Consider the following 21258-nt stretch of genomic DNA (forward strand, 5'->3'; position numbering starts at 1 on the left):
ATGACGCCAATTCAAGCCGCCTTTCATCTGCTTTCGTCAAACCGGCTGACGATTCTTATTTTTCACCGTGTTCTTGCCTCGCCCGACCCCATTTTCCCGGACGAACCTGATGCCGCCCGCTTCGATGAAATGATGGGCTGGATAAATTCATGGTTTAACGTGATACCGCTGGATGTTGCGGTCGACGCCTTGAAAACCGGCAAATTGCCTGCCCGGGCGGCTGCCATCACTTTTGACGACGGATATGCCGACAACCATGATGTTGCACTACCGATCCTGCAAAAACATGGCCTGCCAGCCACCTTCTTCATTGCCACCGGATTTCTCGATGGTGGCCGAATGTGGAATGACACAATTATTGAATCAATCCGCAAGTGTCCTATGCCGGTTCTTGACCTAGAGAAACTCAAGATGGGCTGCCACGAGGTCGCTAACCCGGAACGAAAAAGGAGTGTAATAGAAAACCTGATCAGCCAGATCAAATATTTATCGGTAGCAGAGCGTCTCGATCGAACCGAAAAAATCGCCGAAGCTACTCAAATCAAGCCTCCCAATGATTTGATGATGTCCTCGGCGCAAGTTCGGAAATTGAGGAACGCTGGCATGCAAATTGGTGCCCATACCGTCTCGCATCCCATTCTCGCTCGAACGGATATCAAGACTGCACAGAATGAAATCATATCGAGCAAAAATATGCTGGAAGCCTTGCTCGGTGAGAATGTAAATTTATTTGCCTACCCCAACGGAAAACCCGGAATCGATTACTCAATAGAGCACCCGGCACTTGTCCGAGAACTCGGGTTTTCAGCAGCGGCATCAACCGCTTGGGGGGTTACGGATACAAAAAGCGATCTATTCCAACTTCGACGCTTTACGCCGTGGAGTAAAACCCGTATAAGATTTGCGATGCAAATGACGAGAAATTTTATTCGGATTGGTGCTGAGGTTTGAAGTCAATCCTCGTGACTTAGCACTTATGCATATTTTCTAGTCGATGCCGGAAAGTGTTCGATACGGGTTATAATATGTTTCGTAACATATTGATATTTATAGGTTAAATATGACGGCCTAAATATGTCGATGTGCTTTCCCGGCTTGCTGACTTCATTCAGAGCCCAGCCTTTCGCGAAGCGGCTCGCCGCGATCCCCGGCATTTCACGCGCCAGCGTGATTTGCCCTTTCCCGAGCTGATTGCCTTTCTGCTCTCCGGTGTGCGCGGTGCCGTGCAGGGGGTTCGTGCCATTCATGCTGAGATCAGGGGCGCCTACGGCAGTCCGCGCATGGTCCGAGAGCTGCGGAGCCGGGGCTTCCCAGCCAGCAAGGGGCGGGTTGAACGGCTGATGCGTGAAAACAGCATTCATGCCCGCCACAAGCGGCGCTACAAGGTCACCACAGACTCGAAGCACGGCTTGCCAGTTGCTGACAATTTGCTCGACAGAAACTTCACACCAGCGGCCCCGAATCAGCTCTGGACGTCTGATATTACCTACCTGTGGACCGACGAAGGCTGGCTGTCCCACAAGGGGACTTCCTTCGGGGCGTATCTGGCCATCGTGCTCGACCTGTTCAACCGCGAAGTCGTGGGCTGGTCGCTGAAGCCGCGCATGACGGCAGATATCGTGACGGATGCGCTGACCATGGCCTGGTTCCGCAAGCGTCCTGCAGCGGGATTGAGAGCCGGCCCCAGAAATTCAGACAGTGGGATAAGTGATAGCCTTGCTCAATTGCAGGCCGCATAGTGGCCGAAATGAGGAGCAAGAGCATGACGAGAAGGAAGCGGCGGAATCACTCGCCGGAGTTTAAGGCGAAGGTGGCGATTGCCGCCATCAAGGGCGACAAGACGTTGGCCGAGATGGCGCAGCAGTTCGATGTTCCCCAACCAGATTACCGACTGGAAGACACAGTTGATGGAGCGTTCGTCAGTCGTGTTTGGCGACACGGCCGCCAGGGAGAAAGGCCCGGACATTCTGGCCATGGAAGCAAAGATTGGTCGCCTGAGTCTGGAGAATGATTTTTTAGAAGGCGCGCTCACCAAGGCGGGACTGCTGAGCGCAAGACGATGATTGACCGCACCCATACCCTGCCCGTTGTCCAGCAATGCAAAGTCTTGCGACTGGCGCGGTCGACCGCCTACTACACCCCGGAACCTGTCTCGTCCGCCGATCTGGCGCTGATGCGCCGCATCGATGAGTTGCATCTGGAACATCCTTTCGCCGGCAGCCGGATGCTGCGCGATCTACTGCGCCTGGAAGGCCATCCGATCGGCCGCAAGCATGTGCGGACATTGATGCGGAAGATGGGCGTTGAAGCGCTCTATCGGAAGCCGAACCTCTCCAAACGGCATGATGCCCACCTGATCCATCCCTACCTGCTCAGGGACCTGGTCATCGTCCGCCCGAATCAGGTTTGGGCCACCGACATCACGTACATTCCGATGCGCCGGGGCTTCGTCTATCTGGTCGCCGTCATCGACTGGTGCAGCCGGAAAGTCCTCTCCTGGCGGCTCTCCAACACGCTGACCACGGATTTCTGTCTGGAGGCGGTCAGCGAAGCCATCTCGCATTTCGGCAAGCCGGATATCTTCAACACCGATCAGGGTAGCCAGTTCACCAGCAGCGATTTCACCGGGCTGCTGAAGGATAACGGAATCCGGATCAGCATGGATGGCAAGGGCTGCTGGCGTGACAACGTCTTTGTCGAACGACTCTGGAAAAGCGTCAAGTACGAGGAGGTCTATCTCAAGGCATACGACACAGTGGCCGATGCCAAGGCCAACCTGGGGCGCTATCTGGATTTCTACAACACCCGCCGACCGCATCAAACCCTTGACGGTAAAACGCCGGATGCGTTCTACTGCCAGAACCTGCCAAAAGAGACGTTCACAGCATGATCACCGCGTTACCCACCGCGCCGTCAGCCTACGGTCTAAAGGGACCTTCGGCCGCCGTCACCGTGGATAACGCTACCCCGCAGGGCTCCACCTATCTCCGTGGAAAAACTGTCCAAACAAACGGGGCCAGCTCTTTGATGCACCACTCGGACCGAGGTAGCCAGTACGCCAGCCATGCGTTTCAGGACAAGCTCAGGGCTTACGGCATGATCTGCTCGATGAGTCGCAAAGGAAACTGCTGGGATAACGCGCCGACGGAAAGCTGGTTCAACAGCTTCAAAAACGAGTGGGTGCATGGCATTCGCTACGCCAGTCACGCCGACATGAAGGCCACCAGCTTCGAGTACATTGAGGTGTTTTACAACCGGAAACGACAGCACTCGACGCTCGGTTACCAATCACCAATTCAGTTCCTTGAAAACTGGCTCAGTGAGCAACATCAGCAAAAACTGGTAGCATGAAATCCACCCTTTGGCAGACGAAATACAGAGGGAAGCTCACCCTCAATCCAGAACGCGATTGCATCGCCAACGCGCATCTGGAAGACAAGCTTATTCCGCCATTGGCTGCATGACCGAGGCGACAACTATCTTGACGCGCGCCGTTATCCGACTGTCCGAAAACCCTTGACCGCCGCATCATTCCCCGGTGCCATCATTCGCGACAATACTTTCTGCTTCAGTTCCTTTGGATATCTCACGTCGTCCTCTTCCTCGCCCCTGCTGTTCTGGTCTGAAGTCTAAATCAGACCAAAGGGACAACTATCCTGACGCAGGGGTACAACTACCTTGACGCGTGCCGAACGCGATCAATAGTTAACCACGCCCTTGAGCTTTGTCCAGAGTGACAAAATTTCAACCCTCAGTGGGTGATGAAAAAACATCACGGCGAAAACGAATCCGGCCAAACCACCGAAGCCCCCAATCAATAGTGGGAATACTAGGGACTGGGGGTAGGGTCCAAAGACTATCAGGGCGACTATCGGTCCAATTGCCGAAACCACTGCAACCGCAGCGCTCAAGCGAAATGTGCGCAATATGCCGAGCATTGGGACACCAAGGTGTGCGGACGTTGCGCGCAGCCAGAGTATAGTACGCACCACTGCCACCACGATCATGGAAAGGCCCAGCGCCATAAGACCATGCGAGGCGCCGATTGCTGCCAACACCACCGTCTGAAGCGCAATGAAAACAGTCACACGGACGATTTCGGTGACTGCACCGGACGATAACAGCATGGTGCGGCACAAAATAACTGGTACACTGAAAAATGCGGCTAGCGCCAGTAGGCGCGTCAAATCCACGGCTTGGTCCCACTGATTGCCATACAGAACCAGCACAATAGGGTGGGCCAAGCAAATAACGGCGAGACAAAAAGGCCACCCAATACCCGTAAGGTATGCCGTAGCTTTGAGAAAGGGGTCCGTCAAACTCCCTTGCTCCCGCGATTTCTCGGCAAACCAGGGCAGGCACACGGCAGCCACGGCATCCGAAAAAAGCCTGTTAAACATCTCTACCAGACCATTGGACCGAGAATACAGACCCACGTCGCTAAGGCTCTGCAACTTGCCGAGCAAAAGTTCTGGCGCGCCTGCGATAAGCGTATCGATCACTGAACTGGCGGTAAGTTGCGAGCCAAAACTCAGCACACACCTGATTTCGCTCACCCCCGGCAGCCACGGAAAGGACTTTGGCCGGAAATAAATCGCCGACAAGGCATTGACCAGAGTAGAAGCCAGCAAGCCGAAAGCCAGACTGATCGGACCATAGTCATTCCAGGCCAGCCAGATTGACACGAGCGCCCCGCTGAGGCTTGCCGAGAAGCGCATAATGGCGATACTTTCAAAACGCATTTCCCGCATCAGCCAGGCGTAGGTTATTGAGCCAAACGGGTTGACTGCGTAGTTCAACGCCACCACCAGCATGATGTCGCGCATGCGCGGCTCGTCGTAGAAAATCGCGACGGGATAACTGGCCAACAACACCAAACACGCCAGCGCAAGGCCAAGACCCAACTGGACGGCCCAAACAGCCCTAAGGCGCTCAGTAGTGAGATCTTTTTCCTGAATCAAGTATTGGCCTGCACCCATATCTCGCACAGCGGACACGAACATGAGGAGCACCATGGTGATCGAAAACACACCAATCTCGGCGGGCGTAAGCAGCCTGGCAATTACCATGGAAGACGCCACCGCGATCAACAAACTCGCATAGCGATCCAGAAAAGAAAAGACGAGTGCTCTGCGGGTCGTCATGATGCCAAGGGCGAACAGACTGCTTCGCATTGCGCAGAAACCGCTTTTTCCAGCAAACTCGCCAACGTCTGCGAGCGCCCGCGCCGGGATACCGCTCGCTCTGCCGTTGTTTGAGTGAGAGAAGTTTCTCCTTGACGCCAATCGCGCTTCGGCACCGACAATGATCGGACGATCTCATCCACAGAATCAATACCTACCAAGTCATTTGACCGGGTTGCGCGCAAGACGCCTGCCGTGTCGCCCTGGGAAACGGTCAACCCAGGAAATGGTATGTCGGCCGGCAGGGATCCGAAGATTTTGGCCAGAATTTTCGCGTTACACTTACTGGCCTGAAGAATTGACCGTGCGTATCCGATTAGCCCCCATGTGATAAATGGCCGCCTGTTCTTATGAGTAAAGTGGGGGGCGGCCCCATTGCTTGACGCCATCAAACGGCCACGGTATCGGTTTTGCCGCAAATACGACCTGCAATTGGGGCATTCGCTTGGCTTGGACGTCAACCGGATAAGCACGGACTGAACCTTCCTTTCAGCAAACAGACTGGCGAACAATATGTTCGAACCGGTCGTGGTAGGTCTCTCCAAGACGCGAACACATGGTGGAAGCGATCAATTGAACCAAAAATTCCCAGTCGTGCCTGCGCGCAACCATTTGCCGCGCATCAAGCCTCTCCTTTGCGTTCGCGTCACTTTGCAAACTGGCCGACAAGGCTGCTGACCACTCATCAGTCGACTGCGCCAGCGTGACGACTTCCGAAAATGCCCGTAAGGAATCGATCGGCGCACCAATAACGGGACGGCCGGTCGCAAGGTATTCATGCAATTTCACTGGGTAGATGTATTTTGTATAACCATCTATCCGGTAACACATGATGCACACGTCCATATGTTGCATATAGGCGGGCAAGACTTCAACCGGTTTCCCACCCAGAAAATAGACGTTCGCCATTTGTGAGAGGCGTTCGGCGAGTTGGGTATCATGCTCGTTCAGGCGATTGCGCGGTCCGACGAGTACAAATGACCAGTTCTGATGCCGGCTGGCCAGTGATACCAGCAAATCAAAATCCAACTGGCTTTTTATGACGCCAATATAACCAACGCGGGGATGATGAATGGCCTTAAGGTCTTCTGGCTCTGATCGTGGCACTGCGTGAGCTAGAAAGTCAACACCATTTGGCACAAACGTAGTGTGGGAATTGAGCGATCCCTTCTTGTTGAGTAATGCAGGACTATGAATGAACACCTGACCGACACGAGAGATGAGGCGCCGTTCGTCCTCGGATACCGGCTGTTCGATTTCTGAAAAGCTGTATTCGTCATCAATGTGATAGCAGCTTAGGTCATGCTTTACCTGATCGAGTGCAGTTTGAAAGCCCGGACGCCAGAGATACAGGATGATTTTTCGACATCCGCGATCATGCAAGAGTTTTACGGCTTGTGCCAAGCGCTTCCGGTCCAAGAAGGAAGCCAGGAGATGTGGCTTGTAAAGTTTGGGAAGTAATTTCCCTGGCCGGTACACCATCATGTTTTCAGGGGTCGGTCGTACCGGCAAAGAACCCGGGAGTGGTGCCCCCCACCAATGCCATGCCTTTCGCCACTCCTGGGCCGGTGTAACCCAGGTCACATGAAAATACTTTGACAACCTCGAAAGCACTTGGTGACGAACCTGCCAGACCCCTTCCCATTCATCGGGGATCAGCGCCAAGACTCCGATGTCAGAAAGCAAGGGCGAATTGGCGGGGTCGTGATTTAGAGTATGCGAATAAGACAATTTCCCCCTTCCCAGATGTATTAATTACATTCCACCCGTTTCTGCACCAATGAAGATCGCACTACTGATCAGGCCCTGCTGATCATCCTGAGTCCGTAGGTGGCCCGCCAAGTCTCTGCCTGTTTGGTGGGGAGATACATCTGACTAACGCATGGCATCGTTGCGCCAGAGATGCAGATTCTGGAATGCGTCATAGGCGATGCTGACGATATCGAGTGTGCCGTCACCGTTGAGGTCCACCAGTCGTGCGCCTAGATGGCTTTCCTTGCCGGCGTCCACCACGGTATCGGTCCAAGTCCGACCTCCATCGCCGGACTTCCAGATGCGCACCCGCAACTGGCCCTTGTGCTCACCGGTGACCACCTCAATCGTTCCGTCGCCATCCATGTCGGCAGCACTCATGGAGTTGGTTGAACCCTGGGTCGCAATCGAGCGTCTTGTCCACGCCTGGGTCCTCGGATACTGGGGGGACTGGAACCAGTATGTCACCGCACCGGTTGCTTTGCCATTCTCCACCGACACCACGATATCGCGGTGGCCATCGCCGCTGATGTCAACCAACTCGACCCGGTCGGCCCAGTCAGTGACGTCGCCCACCGTGCGACGGCTCCAGTTGCCGGCGCCGGTGCCCGGATTCTGATACCAGTAGATCGTCTTGCCGTTCACTATGTCAGAGGCCACGATGTCATCGAGCCCATCGCCATCGATGTCACCCACCGCCAGCACGTCTTCCGTCGTACCCGATGCAATCTTGACGCTGGGCCAAGTGCCTGTTACGGGACTGTCCGGAATGCGCAGGTACCACACGCCGTCACCCGTGGTGAACACGATCTCGGGCCGAGGGCTACCGGCCACGATGCGTGCGAGCCGATAGCCTTGGCTGTTGGTGTGTTCGGTGGGCGTCAGGCTCGCCACGCTACGTGCTGTCCACTGGCTGCCATCGGTGTTAGGCTTGAACCAATAGATGTTCGGCAAGGCTTGGGCGATCACGTCTAACTGGCCGTCCCCATCGACGTCAAGCACCAGCATGGCATCCGCATCGACCGGGAACGTGCTGCGCGCCCATGCGCCGGTCAGGTCACCGCCCGGGTTGCGGTAGAAATACTTCCCGGACACGATGTCGACCCGCCCGTCGCGATTGATGTCGCCGAAGGCCAGGCCGAACGCCGGATATCCGGTGGCCATCTTTGCGCGCGCCGAGTCGACGTTGATGTACCGCCATTTATTCAGGGCCATCGAGGAGGGCGGCTGGTTGAGCCAGAGTTCAACCGGTGGATGGCTGATAAAGTTGGCACACAAAATGTCAACGCTGCCGTCACCGTTGACGTCACCGACGCGGGCGTTGTGGCAACCGGTGTTGTTGAGCGTCTTCTTGGTGAATGTGGGCGATGCCCCGCCGCCGCTGATGTAGATGCGCAACTCCGCCAGTTCCAGTCCCACCACGAGGTCGGGGCGGCCGTCGCCATTGAGGTCGACAATGTTCAGCTTGTGCGCGCCAATGTCGGATGCCAGCACGTTCTTGGTCCAACCACCCCGGCGCGGATCTGCCGGCGCACTGTACCAGGCCAGTTCCCTGCGGCTATGCTGTTCCGCCAGCACCACATCGGGCCTCCCATCCCTGTTTAGATCGCCCACAGCGGCCGTGAAGCTACCACCGTCATACCCCGGGGCGAATTGGTACTGCGTCCAGGCACTGGTCCTGCCGCCTGGATTCTTAAACCACCATCCGCCCTGCACGTAGTCGATGCGTCCATCACCATCCACGTCGCCGATTCCAACCCCCTCCTTGGTCTTGTCGATTGAACTGAGGTTGCGGTCAACCCACGCATCGGGCCCATTCTGGTACCAGATATGGGTTCCATGGCCATGGGTGAGTACATCGGGCCGACCGTCACCATCGAAGTCGCCCACCTCAACGTCGTGCGCCCAGTTGCCGTGTGTGCCTATCACGTGTCGGACCCATCCAACGCCACCAGAGGCTCCCCAATTCATCAAGCGCTTGCCGGCGCCCAGGTTTTCGAACCAGATGACATTGTTGGCACCGTTGCCGTCCGCCGTGACGATGTCCAACCTGCCGTCATTGTTGATGTCCTTCACCTGACAGTCGGTGGTGAATTCGTTACTGGCCGTGGCAATGGTGAACTTCTGCCAGTCAGGATTGCGATACCACACCAGCGTTGCCCCACCCACGATCAAATCGGGCTTGCCGTCTCCGTTGATGTCGCCCAGCGCCTTGCAGTCTCCCGAGTTGCTCGCATCGACCACTTGGCGTGTAAAAGCGGGAATTGCAATGCTCGACGTTGGCGCTGATTTGCGACCAGGTGCTCCCACACTTGAACCCCGCGACAAGTCCTCACCGGCACAATATGCCGTCATCGCGATGCTCGCGACAAACAGACAAAAAAGCAGTTGCAAGGATTGTTTCATACCAGACTGAATCGGTTCTCAACGAGATCGGTGGACAGGTACCCGATCATGGTGTTCTGGAACCAAGAAGTCAAGATCAGGATCACCCCCATGATGTCCGGCACCATCAACCAGGTTCGATCGGTGTAGCAAGGAAGTGCTTCACCAGCCAGTCGATGCCCGCATATGACACTGGCAACTCAGCAACCCGATAGCCGCGCGCGAGCAGCCATTGCTCGCATTCGGCCTGCTTACGCTGCAACGGTTCGGACTCGGCATCGTCAAGCTCGTACAGAATCATTGGGCGGTGGCGCGCGGCCGTACGCTCCATTCCCTGGAGGACACTCAGTTCGGCGCCTTCAACGTCGATCTTCACGAATGAGGGCGGTTTCAGTCCTGAGCGCTCGACAAGATCGTCGATACTCGCCAAGTCCACCCGCAACATGCCAGCCGCATCAGGTGGCGTAGCAAATTCCGAAAGGACCGCACCTCCGGAATAGGTCGCAAGAGCAAGCTCAGCGCTGCCGCTATGGCTGGTTACCGCCTTCTCAATAACCTCCACATTCATGAACCCGTTCGCCGCGGCATTACTTCGGACAAAGGCGGCGTTATCGGGTACAGGCTCAAACGCGTAGACGATGCCCCGGGGACCGACAAGGCGCGCACCGATCACGGTCAAAAATCCAACATTGGCGCCAACGTCGTAGAACACAGCATCTCTCGCGAGGTACTGCGCAAGGACCTGTTGAACCGGTAGCTCGTTGGATCCGTAAGCATAGTCCGGATTTGATGTTGCATGATTGAATCGCAGTCCGGCACCGACGCCTACCTGAATTGTGCTGGCACCGGGCCACTGCTGCCGTCCGAACATGCGTGCAAGTGAAGCGAGCAATCCCATGATGTTGCTTGGTCAAACTCGAGCGCAGAACTTGTGGAATGTACTTCCCGTGTCATTTCCCCACTCCCAGTTGGCGATCAAACCGACCCGACGAATCAGAAGGCGGCTGGCATCAGAGTAGATATCTGTCAAGGCGCGATACAGAACGGGCTCATCGTCGAGCAACGCCATCAAGTGCATTCCGTCAAAGGCAATCCGGAGCCGATGGCTGTCGCCCCAACGAATACCGGCACCGACATTACTCCACACCGCGTCATAGATATCCTCAAAGCCGTCCAGGCAGGAGAAACAAGACACCGAGGCACCACCATAGCTATCATTAAGCCAGTTGTTAATCAATATGTAGTTCGAATCGTCTTGCCAAAACACCAAGCCCGCCCGCCCGTGCTCGCGCTGCCCCCGCATGGAGCCAGGTGGTGTGATCTCAACTTCAAGGTCGGCGAATTCCGGGTATTCCCAATCGACGGTGTAGGCGAGTCTGCCCGGGTTTGGGTGCATGGCGTCTGCGCGGACTTTTGCAGAACTGGTTCCAGTGACATCGAGGTGTCCATCGCCGATCGTTCGCTGCCACGTCTTGCCGCCGGTCGTTGTCGGTTTGTCTATCAGGTCACGCGCTATCCCTTCAAAGGTCTCGGTAATGGCGATCTTCTGCCCGAGGCGCCACCAGGGCGCGCCCTGGTCGAGAACTGGCGGCAGCGGGCAGGTGCGCGCGTGAGCCTCGAACCGGCTCAACCGAAGGCCGCTGATCGCGTCGAATATGGTAAGACCTACGCCAGCAGCCGTTTTCAGCCTTTCGTCGTCAAAGCGCGTATCGAATAGCAGCTTGCCATTCAGATGAAGGCCGATGCAACGGCCATCGTCGAGAACCTGCAGTGAGTGCATCGACTTGGGTATCAGTCGCACGCTGTCATCTCTCGCGATACGGGTCCATTGGCCTTGCTCTCGAATGGCCAACTCGCATCCAGTGGTGGTTACGGTCAACTGCCAGTAGTTGTCTACATCGGCACAACGCCAGATCAAGCCGACTGCCTGTGAGGGGTGCTCCGCACATTCGACAACAACGTGGACCAACCCGGTGGGTGCAGCAAGCGGGAGCAGCACCAGACTCGTCGCGTCTGAAGCTTCTATGCCACTGGCCGTTCTCTCGAAACGACCGCTGACCTGATGCCAGCGGCCGCCGACCTCGCTCAGGGAATCGGCCAGTCCCCCATTGCCATCAAGCATGTCTGCCGCATGCGCACTTCCATACCAGCTTGACCATCCCGGAACTTCAGCAACCCGCATTCCATAAACGCGGGTGTCGAGCCGAAACCCGATCTGGCCAAGCGTAGCCTGGAACAGACCGGCGTGAACGCTAGGTACTTTATTGAAAGGGTCTATCGCAATCGGTCGCAGTCCGGGGTAGGTGCCGAATCCGTTCGCCCCGTTCACCGAGGCAGCGTAGTAGACGGCGCCCTGTTCGCGTAGCACTACGACATAGTAGACGGGCAAATTCTGCACACCGCCCACGGCAGGTAAGATTTGGTCACCAACTCTGGCCCACAGTTCTCCGTTTTCGGGCCCAGTGGCGTGCATTACCAGACTGTTACCCTCAGCCAAAGGATCTCCGGGTACCTCACTACCAAACCAGCCCAGCGCGAGATTCTCGTCAATCCGGACCACGGGTTTCGCGCCTTTTCTCGTCTGCCACCACCAACGCCACTGCCGCAACATGCGGCTCTTGCGTTTGCTGCGCAGCCACTGCACGAGACGTTGTCGGCGGCGATGCACCTCAGCGCCAACCAGCCAGCGGTCAAAACGATCACGGAAGGTTTCTGTAAGACTTTCAGATTGTGCTGTGTTGTGACCGTTGAGCATGAAAACCGCCAGAGCCAGACCATTCTGCCGTCGATAGGGTCCATAAGCGATACCCGCACGCCCCCAGCCGGGGGTCAGCAACGGCTGGATGCGCAGGGCGCCGTTGTCAATGCTGATGACCCCTTCACGATCAACGCCTTTGCGTAGTAAGCCACTCGCGCCGATGGAGCCCACCACCTTCCCAGTGGCCAGGTTGTCGTCAAAGTCATCACTGACCAAGGGCGCGGGGCCTTCGGGGACCGCACCCATTTTCGGATGATGCTTAGTTTGCATCGCAGACACGGCGGTAGACGTCGAGCAGTCGCTCGGCACGCGCACTCCATGTGAAATGTGTCACGGCACGCTTACGGCCACATTCACCCATTGCACCAGCAAGCCCGCGGTCTTCCAGAATAGCGCAGATAGCCCCAGTGAGCGCCACCGGATCCTCTGGCGCAACGGCACGGCCGACACCGTCGTCGATCGTATCCAGCATTCCGCCCACGCGCGTCCCAACCACAGGCACACCGCACGCCATCCCCTCCACTATAGAAATACCGAATGTCTCACTCAATGACGGATTTACGACGATGTCCGCCATCTGGTAGAGCCCGACAATATCCCGATGTGGCAGACTACCGTGAAAGGTCACCCGGCGCTCCAAGCCAGCCTCGCGCACAAGTGCATCGAGTTGTTGTTGATAGTTCGAACTGCCGTCGGGCTGGTAGAAACGCCCTAGTGCTCGCACCAGAGGGTCATCGGAGATGCCAATAAGGAATCGTCTTGGCAGCTCTGTGCGTGGTCCTACAAGGTCGAGTCGTACCCGTGGAAAACGTTCCACAACGTCCGCGAAGGCTTGCAGCAGCGTGTGCACACCCTTCTCCGGCGACAGGCGGCCAACAAACAGTATCCGTTGGTTGTCATCGCGCGGCTTTGCGCCCGGATATGGGCAAAACAAATCGATATCTACCCCATTGTGCACGACCGCAACCACCCCTTGGTAGTCAGGAAAGGCGGCCCGGAAAAGGCGTTCCACATGACCACTGACAGCGACGACCGCGTGGACCCCACGGAGTTGCTCGGCGACGACATCGTGGTTCATTTGCGACAGCCACTCGCTCTGCATTTCCAGCACAAGCCGATTGCCCCGTAACCGCTTACTCCAGCCCCAATAATTCATGACGTGGACCACATCGACCGATGCACGGCGCAACCCACCAGCTACCGCACCGGCCCAGCCCAGATAAGAGTCGGCACGTTCAGCAAGACCAAGTCGGCGGGTCCAGCGAGGATAGCGACTGGCCAGCGACTGCAAGAGTTCGTCAGAAAGCGAACGTGTAAAGGCGAATCCAAACGGTAAATTTTCAGTTGGCGTGCTGCCGTCAACCGGCCGCAGATATAGCGTGACCTGTGCAGAGCGAGCGACCTCGAGCGCCGTGTTGTAGACGATCAGCCCAATCGAGTTCTGCCTTGGCGGGAGTACACCGTCGTAGGGTTGTGTGACATAGGCAACCTTCATATCTGCACGGTCTCAGTGGGGCACCAAAGGGGCCCGTGCGTTCGCGGACGGGTCAGTCCTATAGTGCTCAATCAGTCGGTGGATGCCGTCTTCGAGCGCTACCAACGGGCGGTCGAGTAGTTGGCGCATCTTGCTAATGTCGGGACAGCGGCGGGTCATGTCACCCTCGCTGAGGGGCGGCAGAAATTCGATGCGCGAGTTGCTGCCTGAGAGTCTCACCACGGTGCGCGCCAACTCAAGGATTGTGATCTCGTTCTCGCTACCGACATTGATAACGTCATTCTCGAAGGCGCCCAGCGCATGTGCCCTCACGCATGTGTCTACTGTGTCGTCAACATAGCAGAAAGTTCGCGTTTGCGAGCCATCGCCATAAACGAGCAGAGGATCCCCGCGCAGTGCGGCGCGTACATACCGCGGCAGCACGAAGTCCTCGCTCTGGCGAGGACCGTAGGTATTGAAGAACCGGAAGATCGTGTAAGGCAGTTCATATTCACGTTGGAAGGTCCGCAGGTAGACTTCACACACGTTCTTGACAACGGCGTATGGCAACCGTGAATTCAGGGGTGTCGTGTTTTCGTTCTGCGGAATTTCGAAAGGTTCTCCGTAAACCTCCGAAGACGAAGAGAAATAAATGCGTCGCACACCGGTGTTCTTGCACAACCGCAAGATGTTCTCAATACCTGCAATGTCACGCAGTACGAGCATTGGGTTGGCCAGCGTCCTCTGTACGCCGACTACAGCGGCAAAGTGAAAGACGTGCGTAAACTGAAAACGATAAAACAGCGAGGCAACATCGTCAAAATCGTTGCAGTCACTTTTGACGAAAACCATGTTCGGGACATTCAGCCGGATTTTTTCAACGCTGCCGGTCAAAAGGTTGTCCGCGACCACCACCCTGGTGTCAGGCCGTTCCACAAGCACGCGCACGAGCGCACTACCAATATTGCCTGCCCCACCGGTCACAAGAATTGATTCCATCATATCTCCCGAGTCATCACTAGTTACGCCGAGTGGTAAATGTTACCGTTCAGACCGGCGCGATTTTACTTCATAGCACATAAGCGAAGCGTTCAGCCGCAAGAAATGAATCTTTAGCGTGACAAATTTCAAAGATGAACATATTCAGATTAACTCATGCCTACAACAGATTGCCATCGCTGTTGAAACAGGCCACTTACCTTGTTTGGCCGCTAGACGAGCTGAAAAATGTCATGAATTCTTCGGCCAGCTGTCGACGCTGCCAGTTAGTTTTTCGCAAAATGCCGAAAACGATGCGTGCCCGCTCTGCCATGTGCAGGCGCACGCGAGTCAGCGACATCATGTGTTCCTTGATTAGTCGCCATGTGGGCAGGGCGAAACGCCCCGACCTGGTTGTATCAAACCACGCCAAGCGTGCCTTCGCGTCGCTGTGGGCATGGACTGAACGTTTCGGATGCTCGCGGTGAAAGAATAGGTCCTCGGGGACCACCAGAAAGGGACCGTACAAACCGATCTCGGCGAGCAACACCAGATCGGATCCAATGTAGCTGGCGATCAATGGGGTCTTCCGGAGTACGTCGGATCGAATGACGCCAAAAATCTCGACCACAATGTGCCCAGGAAACACAAACTGCAGGAAGCGTTCAGTCCGATTTTCAGTCTCCAGGTCAAGTGGATGATCTCGACTGCTCAGATACTGTCCATTCGCGTCAATAAACTGTGTCCTAGTGAAGCAGAGAACAGCTTCCGGGTTATTGTCAAGGCGGGCGACACAGCGCTCCAACATCGTCGGTGCGCATTCATCATCGTGCGCGTGCCATTTGAAATACTCGCCGCGAGCCAACTCAAAGGTTTTGTTGAAGTTTCGCGCAGCACCAACGTTTTTAATTTGGCGATAGTAGCGAACGCGGCGATCACGCCGCGCAAAGTCCTCGCAAATGATACTTGTACCGTCCGTCGAAGCATTGTCCGAAATAATGATTTCGAAGTCTGCATATGTCTGCGCGAGCAGCGACTCAAGCGCAGCAGCAAGATAGTCTTTCCCGTTAAACACGGGTACCCCAATGCTGACCCGAGGTCCCTCCTTTCGGTTCAAGCTCTGCTCACCTAAAGTAGACATGTATGCCCCCCCTTCTGTTGGGTAGTTCTTTGATAGCCAAAATTCGTTACCGTTCTGCTATCCCAAACACCACGTGATCGCCAGCAGCAGCATCAAGCCGCTCCCGAAGAAATATCGGATCGCGCGCAAAGGTTTTGAGTTGCGGATCCGATTCGATCGTTCTGAGGAAGAGCCGCAAGTAAGCTTTCTCGGAGCCATGGAAGCCGTCGATCGTCTCCTTGTCACTAGCGCCAAGGCGGGCCAGATCGGAAAAATCGTTCAGCGAAAAACCTGACTTGTCGAAGATGACCCGCAAACTCGGTTCGATCTCACGGAGGTAGCCATATTGCTTCGGCATGGACTGCATCCTTTCGAACACCACGTGGGCAAATGGTGGCAGGAAAGCCGCCACATAGATGCCCCGCGCCTTGCACTCCCGTAGAAGCGCATCCAATTCGAGAAGTGCCTTCTCGGAAACATGCTCGGCGTACTGGAACCGCCTGTCACCCATTTGGATGCGGTCGAAAGTGTTCTGGAACTCGAAATCCGAATTGTTTGGATTCCATGGATCAGCGATAAATTGCGCCCACGTGTAGCTACCATTGTTGCGGAACGCATTTGCGTGAGCAACGGCGTTTAACCCGATTCGCATCTCTCCTTTTTCCGCTACAAGATCAGCGGGCCGGAACTTCTGCTCCCAGTAGTCACCATATACCTTGGTCCAGTTTGAAAAAAAACTTCCTCTGGCCTCTCATCCGCTGCCCATGCCAACTCCATTCCATCAGGTAGTAATGAGTCGAAGCCGTCATTAAAGAGATACTGATCCAATCCAAGAAAAATGAGTTTCGGCTCTGCACCTATCGGTATCTTTTCGAGGAAGAGTCGAAAGACCAAACGGATCGAAGCCCTTTCCGTAAATCCCTCCAAATAGTCGCTTCAGTAGACCACCACCGAAAGGTTGTGTTGAAGCTTCTCCGCTCCGGTCAACGATGCAATTTGGATTGCGGGCAATCATGGTAGATAGACCGAAAGACGAAACATCTCGACATCAGTCTCAAAGCGCTGCAGAAACTCGCCATCGGCGACGTCTGACAGCACCGGCCACAGCGGATCTCCATTCAAGCGCTGCAATTGAGAGCGATATGCGGAAAGCACATCCAGCTTGCGATGCAGCACGCTGGATATGTCAACCCTGGCGCGACACGTCAAAACAATTTCCATAATGTCACGAGCATTACCCAGCAGGGGTCGCACAACACCAGTTCCGTAGCGCACGTTCCCTGGGGTCCAGGGCCAGCCGTTCCACAACCATACCGGGTATTCAAGTAATGTCACTGGCTTGCGGACACTGGCTACGGCTCGGCGAACGATACGATTAGTTTCGACGTGATCGCCGAGGCCATCGTTCCGGTGTGGCAAATAAATCTCATCAGGCACGAACTGACTAATGATTTGAACAACCCGCTCAAATGCAGCATCACGATACTCTTGCAACCGGTGATCCTCAAAGTCGAGGAAGACGTAGTCCGCGTCGGTTAGACCAAGCCGGCGGGCAGCGTCTTTCGCCTCGGCACGGCGCATGCTGACAAGGTCGTCCTCAGCGATCAACCCCCTGTGCGACGCCCGGCCATCGGTCATGACGATAACCTTGACACGGGTAGAGGCCTGGACCTTGAGGACGATGGTTCCGCCGCAACCAAGAACTTCATCGTCGGGGTGCGGGGCAAACACAAGTGCACTGGTTTTGCGTACCCTACGCGACAACCGAGCGCTACTCACCATTTTATTGACAGCCAGCAAACCATCAACCAGTATTCGACGCCATTTCTGCATGCAATCGCCCTACGTTGGGTTTGCCCGACACTCGGACATCCGTCCGTGCACGCAACAGCGCCATTCGAATCGCCCAGCCTCCAAATCTACTGCGCGATTCATACGCAGCACAGGCAAGCGTCCAGACCAAGTGCGCGCACCGAGTCAGCTATCTCACTTTCATAAATCGGATTCATGACAATGACGTCAGTCGGACGAACCGTGCGCAGGAATTCCGGGGACACGACACGCTGGCCGGTCACAGCCACGTATTTGCCCTGTTTGTGGGGATTCAAATCCACCACGTAGTCGATACCTCTGTCCGCGCCCAGCACGTTGAGAAATGTCACGCCTTTCGACCCGCCACCCCAGACAACTACGGTACGGCGTGCTTGTTGCAGGTCACGCAGACGCGCCTGCCAGCTACGAACCCTTTCGCTATACTGCCCAGCGAAAAGGCCCGCGTGCAGGCTCACGGTGGCGGACTGGTGGGCATCCGGCACGGCTACGTGCATCCGACCCGCTCCCGGCCGCATTTCCACGAAGATGAACTGACCACCAAATGTCTCGCCCATGTCGACAACATCGAAACCGCTGCTCGTAACAGCCCGAGTCAAAGATCCAAGCGTGAAATAGGCGCAATGCTCGTAGATCAGATCCCAGATTCCCATATCTTTCAGAGTGAACAGGGCATTAGGCACTTCGAAGTACAGAACCGCGTCCGTGCGGTCGCCGAAGCCACGGCGCAGTTCCCGGAGGAAGCCGCGGGGGTCGGCGATGTGTTCGAGCACATGCCGACAGCAGACGAAATCCGGGCCGAGCTTGGCTGCGTGCTCGGCGTCGTAGAAATCCTGCACAAAACTGATTCGCTGTCGGCGCACTTCGTCCACGCGCGCCGGATCGAAGCTGCGATCGAATCCCCAGCCGCGGTTGTCGCCGAGCTCGCACAGCAGCGTCAGGAAATCGCCCTTGCCGCAGCCAATCTCCACCAGCGTTTTTCCACGCAGGGTGTAACGCTCAACTAAGGACGCGGCGAGTCCTTCGGCGTATTGATTGAAGTGCGGCGAAAAATGCAATGAATTATCGTAGTCTGGCGTGTAATTCGTCAGTCCGACGTCATACGAGGCATTAAAAACGTGAGTGCATCCCGGGCAATACTTCAAGTTCACGGACCCGCGCGCCGCCTTAAGCGCCTGCTCGCGTTGCGGCCAAAGCACATTGCAATACACTGGCACTTCTGGAATGTCGAGCACGTCGACCGGAAAGTCGTCGCCACAAACCGGGCAGGACGAAAAATGTACCATCGACATTACGCAACTCCCTAGGCTAGCTCACAGCGCGAGGATCTCAGGCCGTAATGCCATACGGGCCAGTTCCCACCCGATTTCGTCGCGATACACGGCATTCATGATAATCACGACATCCGGCTGGTATTCCCTGAGAAACTCTGGAGCGACGATTTGCTGACCTGTGGTCGGCAAATAGTAGCCGTGCCGATGTGGATTGATGTCAACGACATACTCAATGGCATCGCCAACACCGAGGGTTGTGAGGAACGACACTGCTTTCGACCCCGATCCCCATAGCACTATTTTCTTCCCGCGCCCGTATGCTTCACGGACAAGTCGGCGCCAGTCATCCAAATTGACCTGGCATTTGGCAGGAAACTCCGCCACTAATCGTGTAAGTATCGCTAAGTCATTTTCCTGCGCGAGCGGCGCAGTCGATACATTGCGCGTCGGTTTTGCTTCAATCGTCAGATACTGCCCAGCGTACGCCACCTCGAGATTCAGAACGTCGAAACCATTCTGACGAAACAAGCGCCCGAGCGAGCCGGGACTGAAATATGAGCAATGTTCGTAATAGATATCTTCAAAAGCGCAATCACGAACGATACGGACCGCTTCTGGAATCTGGAAGAAGATCGCCGTATCGAGGCGATCACCAATGGCAAGCCGCACCGTCGCCATGAATTGCGAAACCGGGTAGATGTGCTCCAAGGTCATCTTGCAGCAAACGAAGTCGGCCTGGTAACTGGAATACTTTTCGGAGTAGAAGTCCGTTACGAACTTGAGTCTTTCCGTCAGCCCTGCCGCCGTACGTTCTTCCCGGTAGCCAGGATCGAATCCAACACCGCGGTTGTCGCCAAGCTCGGCCAACATAGCGATGAACTCGCCCTTGCCGCAGCCAATCTCAAGTATATCCTTGTCATGAAGGTCATATCGCCTGATGAGATGTTCCGCGAGTTTACGATGAAATGCGTTGAACGTACCGGAAAATCCCTGAGTCTCCTCATAACGTCCTGAATATTCGGTCAAACTACCGTCAAATGCAATGTTCGAAATAAAGCCGCAGGCAGAACAAAACGCCAGTTCGATGCGACCGCGCGGATACGCAAGAGCTTCCTCACGCGAGCTCAGCAGGATGCAACTATTGGTCGGCACACTGTCGAGCGTGTGAAAAACTTTCATGCCGGAAGTGCCACAAGAAGGGCAACATCCGCCTCGCATAGACGACTCTGTATCCGACTCCGGAAACGTAGTCGTTTCGGCACTCGCAGTAGTTACACTCATATGATCCTCATCTCTGGGATTGGGATGATAAATTTTCCACCGCGAGCACGATAATTCTTTTGTTGCGCCAGTATTTCGTCTGCAAAGTTCCAAGGAAGCAACAGCACGTAGTCGGGTTGATCATCCAGCAGTTTCGCCGGCGCAAGGATTGGCTGATGAGTTCCAGACATAAAGCGCCCTTGCTTGAAGTCGTTTTTGTCAACAGTATACGGCACTAGCCGAGTGTCGATACCGAAGTAGTTAACAAGCGTGCAGCCCTTCGCGGGAGCACCGTAGCCGGCGACACGCTTGCCCGTCCTGTGCAACTCTTCAAGTAGCTCAATCAGTTGCCGACGCAAACGCGCAACGCGCTCACCAAAGTCTTTGAAATACTCGACTCGCGTCAAACCCAACCTTTCCTCCAGCGCCAAAAGATCTGCGACTGCAGGCTGGACTCGCTCGACCGGTTCCACGAACAGACGTAGCGAACCACCATGAATTGGGATGCGGCGGATGTCATTTAGGAACAGCCTATGCCTGCGAAACAATTTATCCACGGCCGTCACCGAAAAATAGCACAGGTGCTGGTGATAAATGGTGTCGAATTCGCAGTGATCAATCAGATCGAGTAGGTATGGAAACTCAAGTACTGCCACCCCGGAAGACTTCAGTAAGCACGCAATTCCTTCGACGAAACCGTTGGTATCCGCAACATGTGCAAGCACGTTATTGGCATGAATAACATCCGCTGCTACTCCGCCAGCAGCGAGCTTATGTGCAAGTTCGACGGTAAAGAAATCTTTGATGGTGTCGACGCCGATCGCTATCGCCGCATTGGCCGGGGGGTCGGCGGGGTCGATGCCAAGCACCTTGATGCCCGCCTGCATGTAGTGCTTGAGCAAGTAGCCGTCGTTGCTTGCCAGTTCAACCACCAGGCTATTTGATGTAAGTTCTCGGCGCGCCATTATGTCTTGCACATTGGCAATCGTATGCAACTGCAAAGCGTCCGAAACCGACGAGAAATACGGATAGTCGTTGCCGAACAGTTCAGCAGGCGCCACCGTGTAGTCAATTTGAACCAGGCTACAGTCATGGCAAAACGTGAGGCGCAGAGGATACCTCGCCTCGGGTTCCTTTAGCTGCTCTGCAGTCAGAAGGCGATCCGCCAAAGGACTCATACCGAGGTCAAGTACGACCTCAAGGTGGGACGAACCACAGGAGCGGCAAATGTCGATCTGACCGTA

13 protein-coding genes and 4 pseudogenes are annotated in these 21258 nt (G+C 55.6%); 4 read left to right on the forward strand and 13 right to left on the reverse strand.

Features of this window, described 5'->3' with window-relative positions; genetic code table 11:
• The 4 genes and pseudogenes from IPP03_04670 to IPP03_04685 all read left to right on the forward strand — a co-directional run bounded on the left by IPP03_04670 (position 1) and on the right by IPP03_04685 (position 3351).
• The gene (locus IPP03_04670; protein MBL0351988.1) at positions 1–951 is read left to right on the forward strand and encodes a polysaccharide deacetylase family protein; all 951 of its coding nucleotides are present in this window, start codon (positions 1–3) and stop codon (positions 949–951) included.
• A gap of 281 nt (positions 952–1232) precedes the next feature.
• Positions 1233–1670: pseudogene (locus IPP03_04675) on the forward strand (IS3 family transposase).
• 92 nt (positions 1671–1762) lie between these two features.
• Positions 1763–2890 (forward strand): annotated as a pseudogene (locus IPP03_04680) (IS3 family transposase).
• Positions 2891–3027: 137 nt separating this feature from the next.
• Positions 3028–3351, forward strand: a pseudogene (locus IPP03_04685) (DDE-type integrase/transposase/recombinase).
• 347 nt (positions 3352–3698) lie between these two features.
• Here IPP03_04685 and IPP03_04690 read toward each other — a convergent pair.
• The 13 genes and pseudogenes from IPP03_04690 to IPP03_04750 form a co-directional block, all read right to left on the reverse strand.
• Positions 3699–5174: an oligosaccharide flippase family protein gene (locus IPP03_04690; protein ID MBL0351989.1), complete on the reverse strand. Its 1476-nt coding sequence runs from the start codon at positions 5172–5174 to the stop codon at positions 3699–3701.
• A gap of 498 nt (positions 5175–5672) precedes the next feature.
• Complete coding sequence (locus IPP03_04695; protein MBL0351990.1) at positions 5673–6848, reverse strand: glycosyltransferase; 1176 nt, start codon at positions 6846–6848, stop codon at positions 5673–5675.
• A 210-nt stretch (positions 6849–7058) separates the two neighbouring features.
• Positions 7059–9341, reverse strand: a complete 2283-nt coding sequence (locus tag IPP03_04700) for a VCBS repeat-containing protein (GenBank protein MBL0351991.1) — start codon at positions 9339–9341, stop codon at positions 7059–7061.
• A 106-nt stretch (positions 9342–9447) separates the two neighbouring features.
• The gene (locus IPP03_04705; protein ID MBL0351992.1) at positions 9448–10191 is read right to left on the reverse strand and encodes an FkbM family methyltransferase; all 744 of its coding nucleotides are present in this window, start codon (positions 10189–10191) and stop codon (positions 9448–9450) included.
• Between the two features lie 39 nt (positions 10192–10230).
• Positions 10231–12324 carry a nucleotide-binding protein gene (locus tag IPP03_04710; GenBank protein MBL0351993.1) on the reverse strand — a complete coding sequence of 698 codons (2094 nt, stop codon included), beginning with the start codon at positions 12322–12324 and terminating at the stop codon, positions 10231–10233.
• Positions 12325–12337: 13 nt separating this feature from the next.
• Complete coding sequence (locus tag IPP03_04715) at positions 12338–13573, reverse strand: glycosyltransferase family 4 protein (protein MBL0351994.1); 1236 nt, start codon at positions 13571–13573, stop codon at positions 12338–12340.
• Between the two features lie 12 nt (positions 13574–13585).
• Positions 13586–14554, reverse strand: a complete 969-nt coding sequence (locus tag IPP03_04720; protein ID MBL0351995.1) for an NAD-dependent epimerase/dehydratase family protein — start codon at positions 14552–14554, stop codon at positions 13586–13588.
• Between the two features lie 193 nt (positions 14555–14747).
• A complete protein-coding gene (locus IPP03_04725; protein ID MBL0351996.1) occupies positions 14748–15605 on the reverse strand; it encodes a glycosyltransferase family 2 protein in 858 nt (285 codons plus the stop codon).
• A gap of 112 nt (positions 15606–15717) precedes the next feature.
• The gene (locus IPP03_04730) at positions 15718–16302 is read right to left on the reverse strand and encodes a hypothetical protein (GenBank protein MBL0351997.1); all 585 of its coding nucleotides are present in this window, start codon (positions 16300–16302) and stop codon (positions 15718–15720) included.
• Positions 16303–16661: 359 nt separating this feature from the next.
• On the reverse strand, positions 16662–17483 hold the full coding sequence (locus IPP03_04735) for a PIG-L family deacetylase (GenBank protein MBL0351998.1): 822 nt from the start codon (positions 17481–17483) through the stop codon (positions 16662–16664).
• A gap of 98 nt (positions 17484–17581) precedes the next feature.
• Positions 17582–18772, reverse strand: a complete 1191-nt coding sequence (locus IPP03_04740; protein ID MBL0351999.1) for a methyltransferase domain-containing protein — start codon at positions 18770–18772, stop codon at positions 17582–17584.
• Positions 18773–18793: 21 nt separating this feature from the next.
• Positions 18794–19972, reverse strand: coding sequence for a methyltransferase domain-containing protein (locus IPP03_04745; GenBank protein ID MBL0352000.1), 1179 nt, complete (start codon positions 19970–19972; stop codon positions 18794–18796).
• A gap of 59 nt (positions 19973–20031) precedes the next feature.
• Positions 20032–21240: pseudogene (locus tag IPP03_04750) on the reverse strand (methyltransferase domain-containing protein).
• Positions 21241–21258: the final 18 nt, after the last annotated feature.

This window comes from Candidatus Dechloromonas phosphoritropha, assembly GCA_016722705.1.
Taxonomy (GTDB): Bacteria; Pseudomonadota; Gammaproteobacteria; order Burkholderiales; family Rhodocyclaceae; genus Azonexus; species Azonexus phosphoritrophus.

Coding starts and splice junctions, on each gene's coding strand:
- IPP03_04670 (MBL0351988.1), top strand. CDS start 1: ATGACGCCAATTCAAGCCGCCTTTCATCTGCTTTCGTCAAACCGGCTG.
- IPP03_04690 (MBL0351989.1), bottom strand. CDS start 5,174: ATGCGAAGCAGTCTGTTCGCCCTTGGCATCATGACGACCCGCAGAGCA.
- IPP03_04700 (MBL0351991.1), bottom strand. CDS start 9,341: ATGAAACAATCCTTGCAACTGCTTTTTTGTCTGTTTGTCGCGAGCATC.
- IPP03_04705 (MBL0351992.1), bottom strand. CDS start 10,191: ATGTTCGGACGGCAGCAGTGGCCCGGTGCCAGCACAATTCAGGTAGGC.
- IPP03_04710 (MBL0351993.1), bottom strand. CDS start 12,324: ATGGGTGCGGTCCCCGAAGGCCCCGCGCCCTTGGTCAGTGATGACTTT.
- IPP03_04715 (MBL0351994.1), bottom strand. CDS start 13,573: ATGAAGGTTGCCTATGTCACACAACCCTACGACGGTGTACTCCCGCCA.
- IPP03_04720 (MBL0351995.1), bottom strand. CDS start 14,554: ATGATGGAATCAATTCTTGTGACCGGTGGGGCAGGCAATATTGGTAGT.
- IPP03_04730 (MBL0351997.1), bottom strand. CDS start 16,302: ATGCGAATCGGGTTAAACGCCGTTGCTCACGCAAATGCGTTCCGCAAC.
- IPP03_04735 (MBL0351998.1), bottom strand. CDS start 17,483: ATGCAGAAATGGCGTCGAATACTGGTTGATGGTTTGCTGGCTGTCAAT.
- IPP03_04740 (MBL0351999.1), bottom strand. CDS start 18,772: ATGTCGATGGTACATTTTTCGTCCTGCCCGGTTTGTGGCGACGACTTT.
- IPP03_04745 (MBL0352000.1), bottom strand. CDS start 19,972: ATGCGAGGCGGATGTTGCCCTTCTTGTGGCACTTCCGGCATGAAAGTT.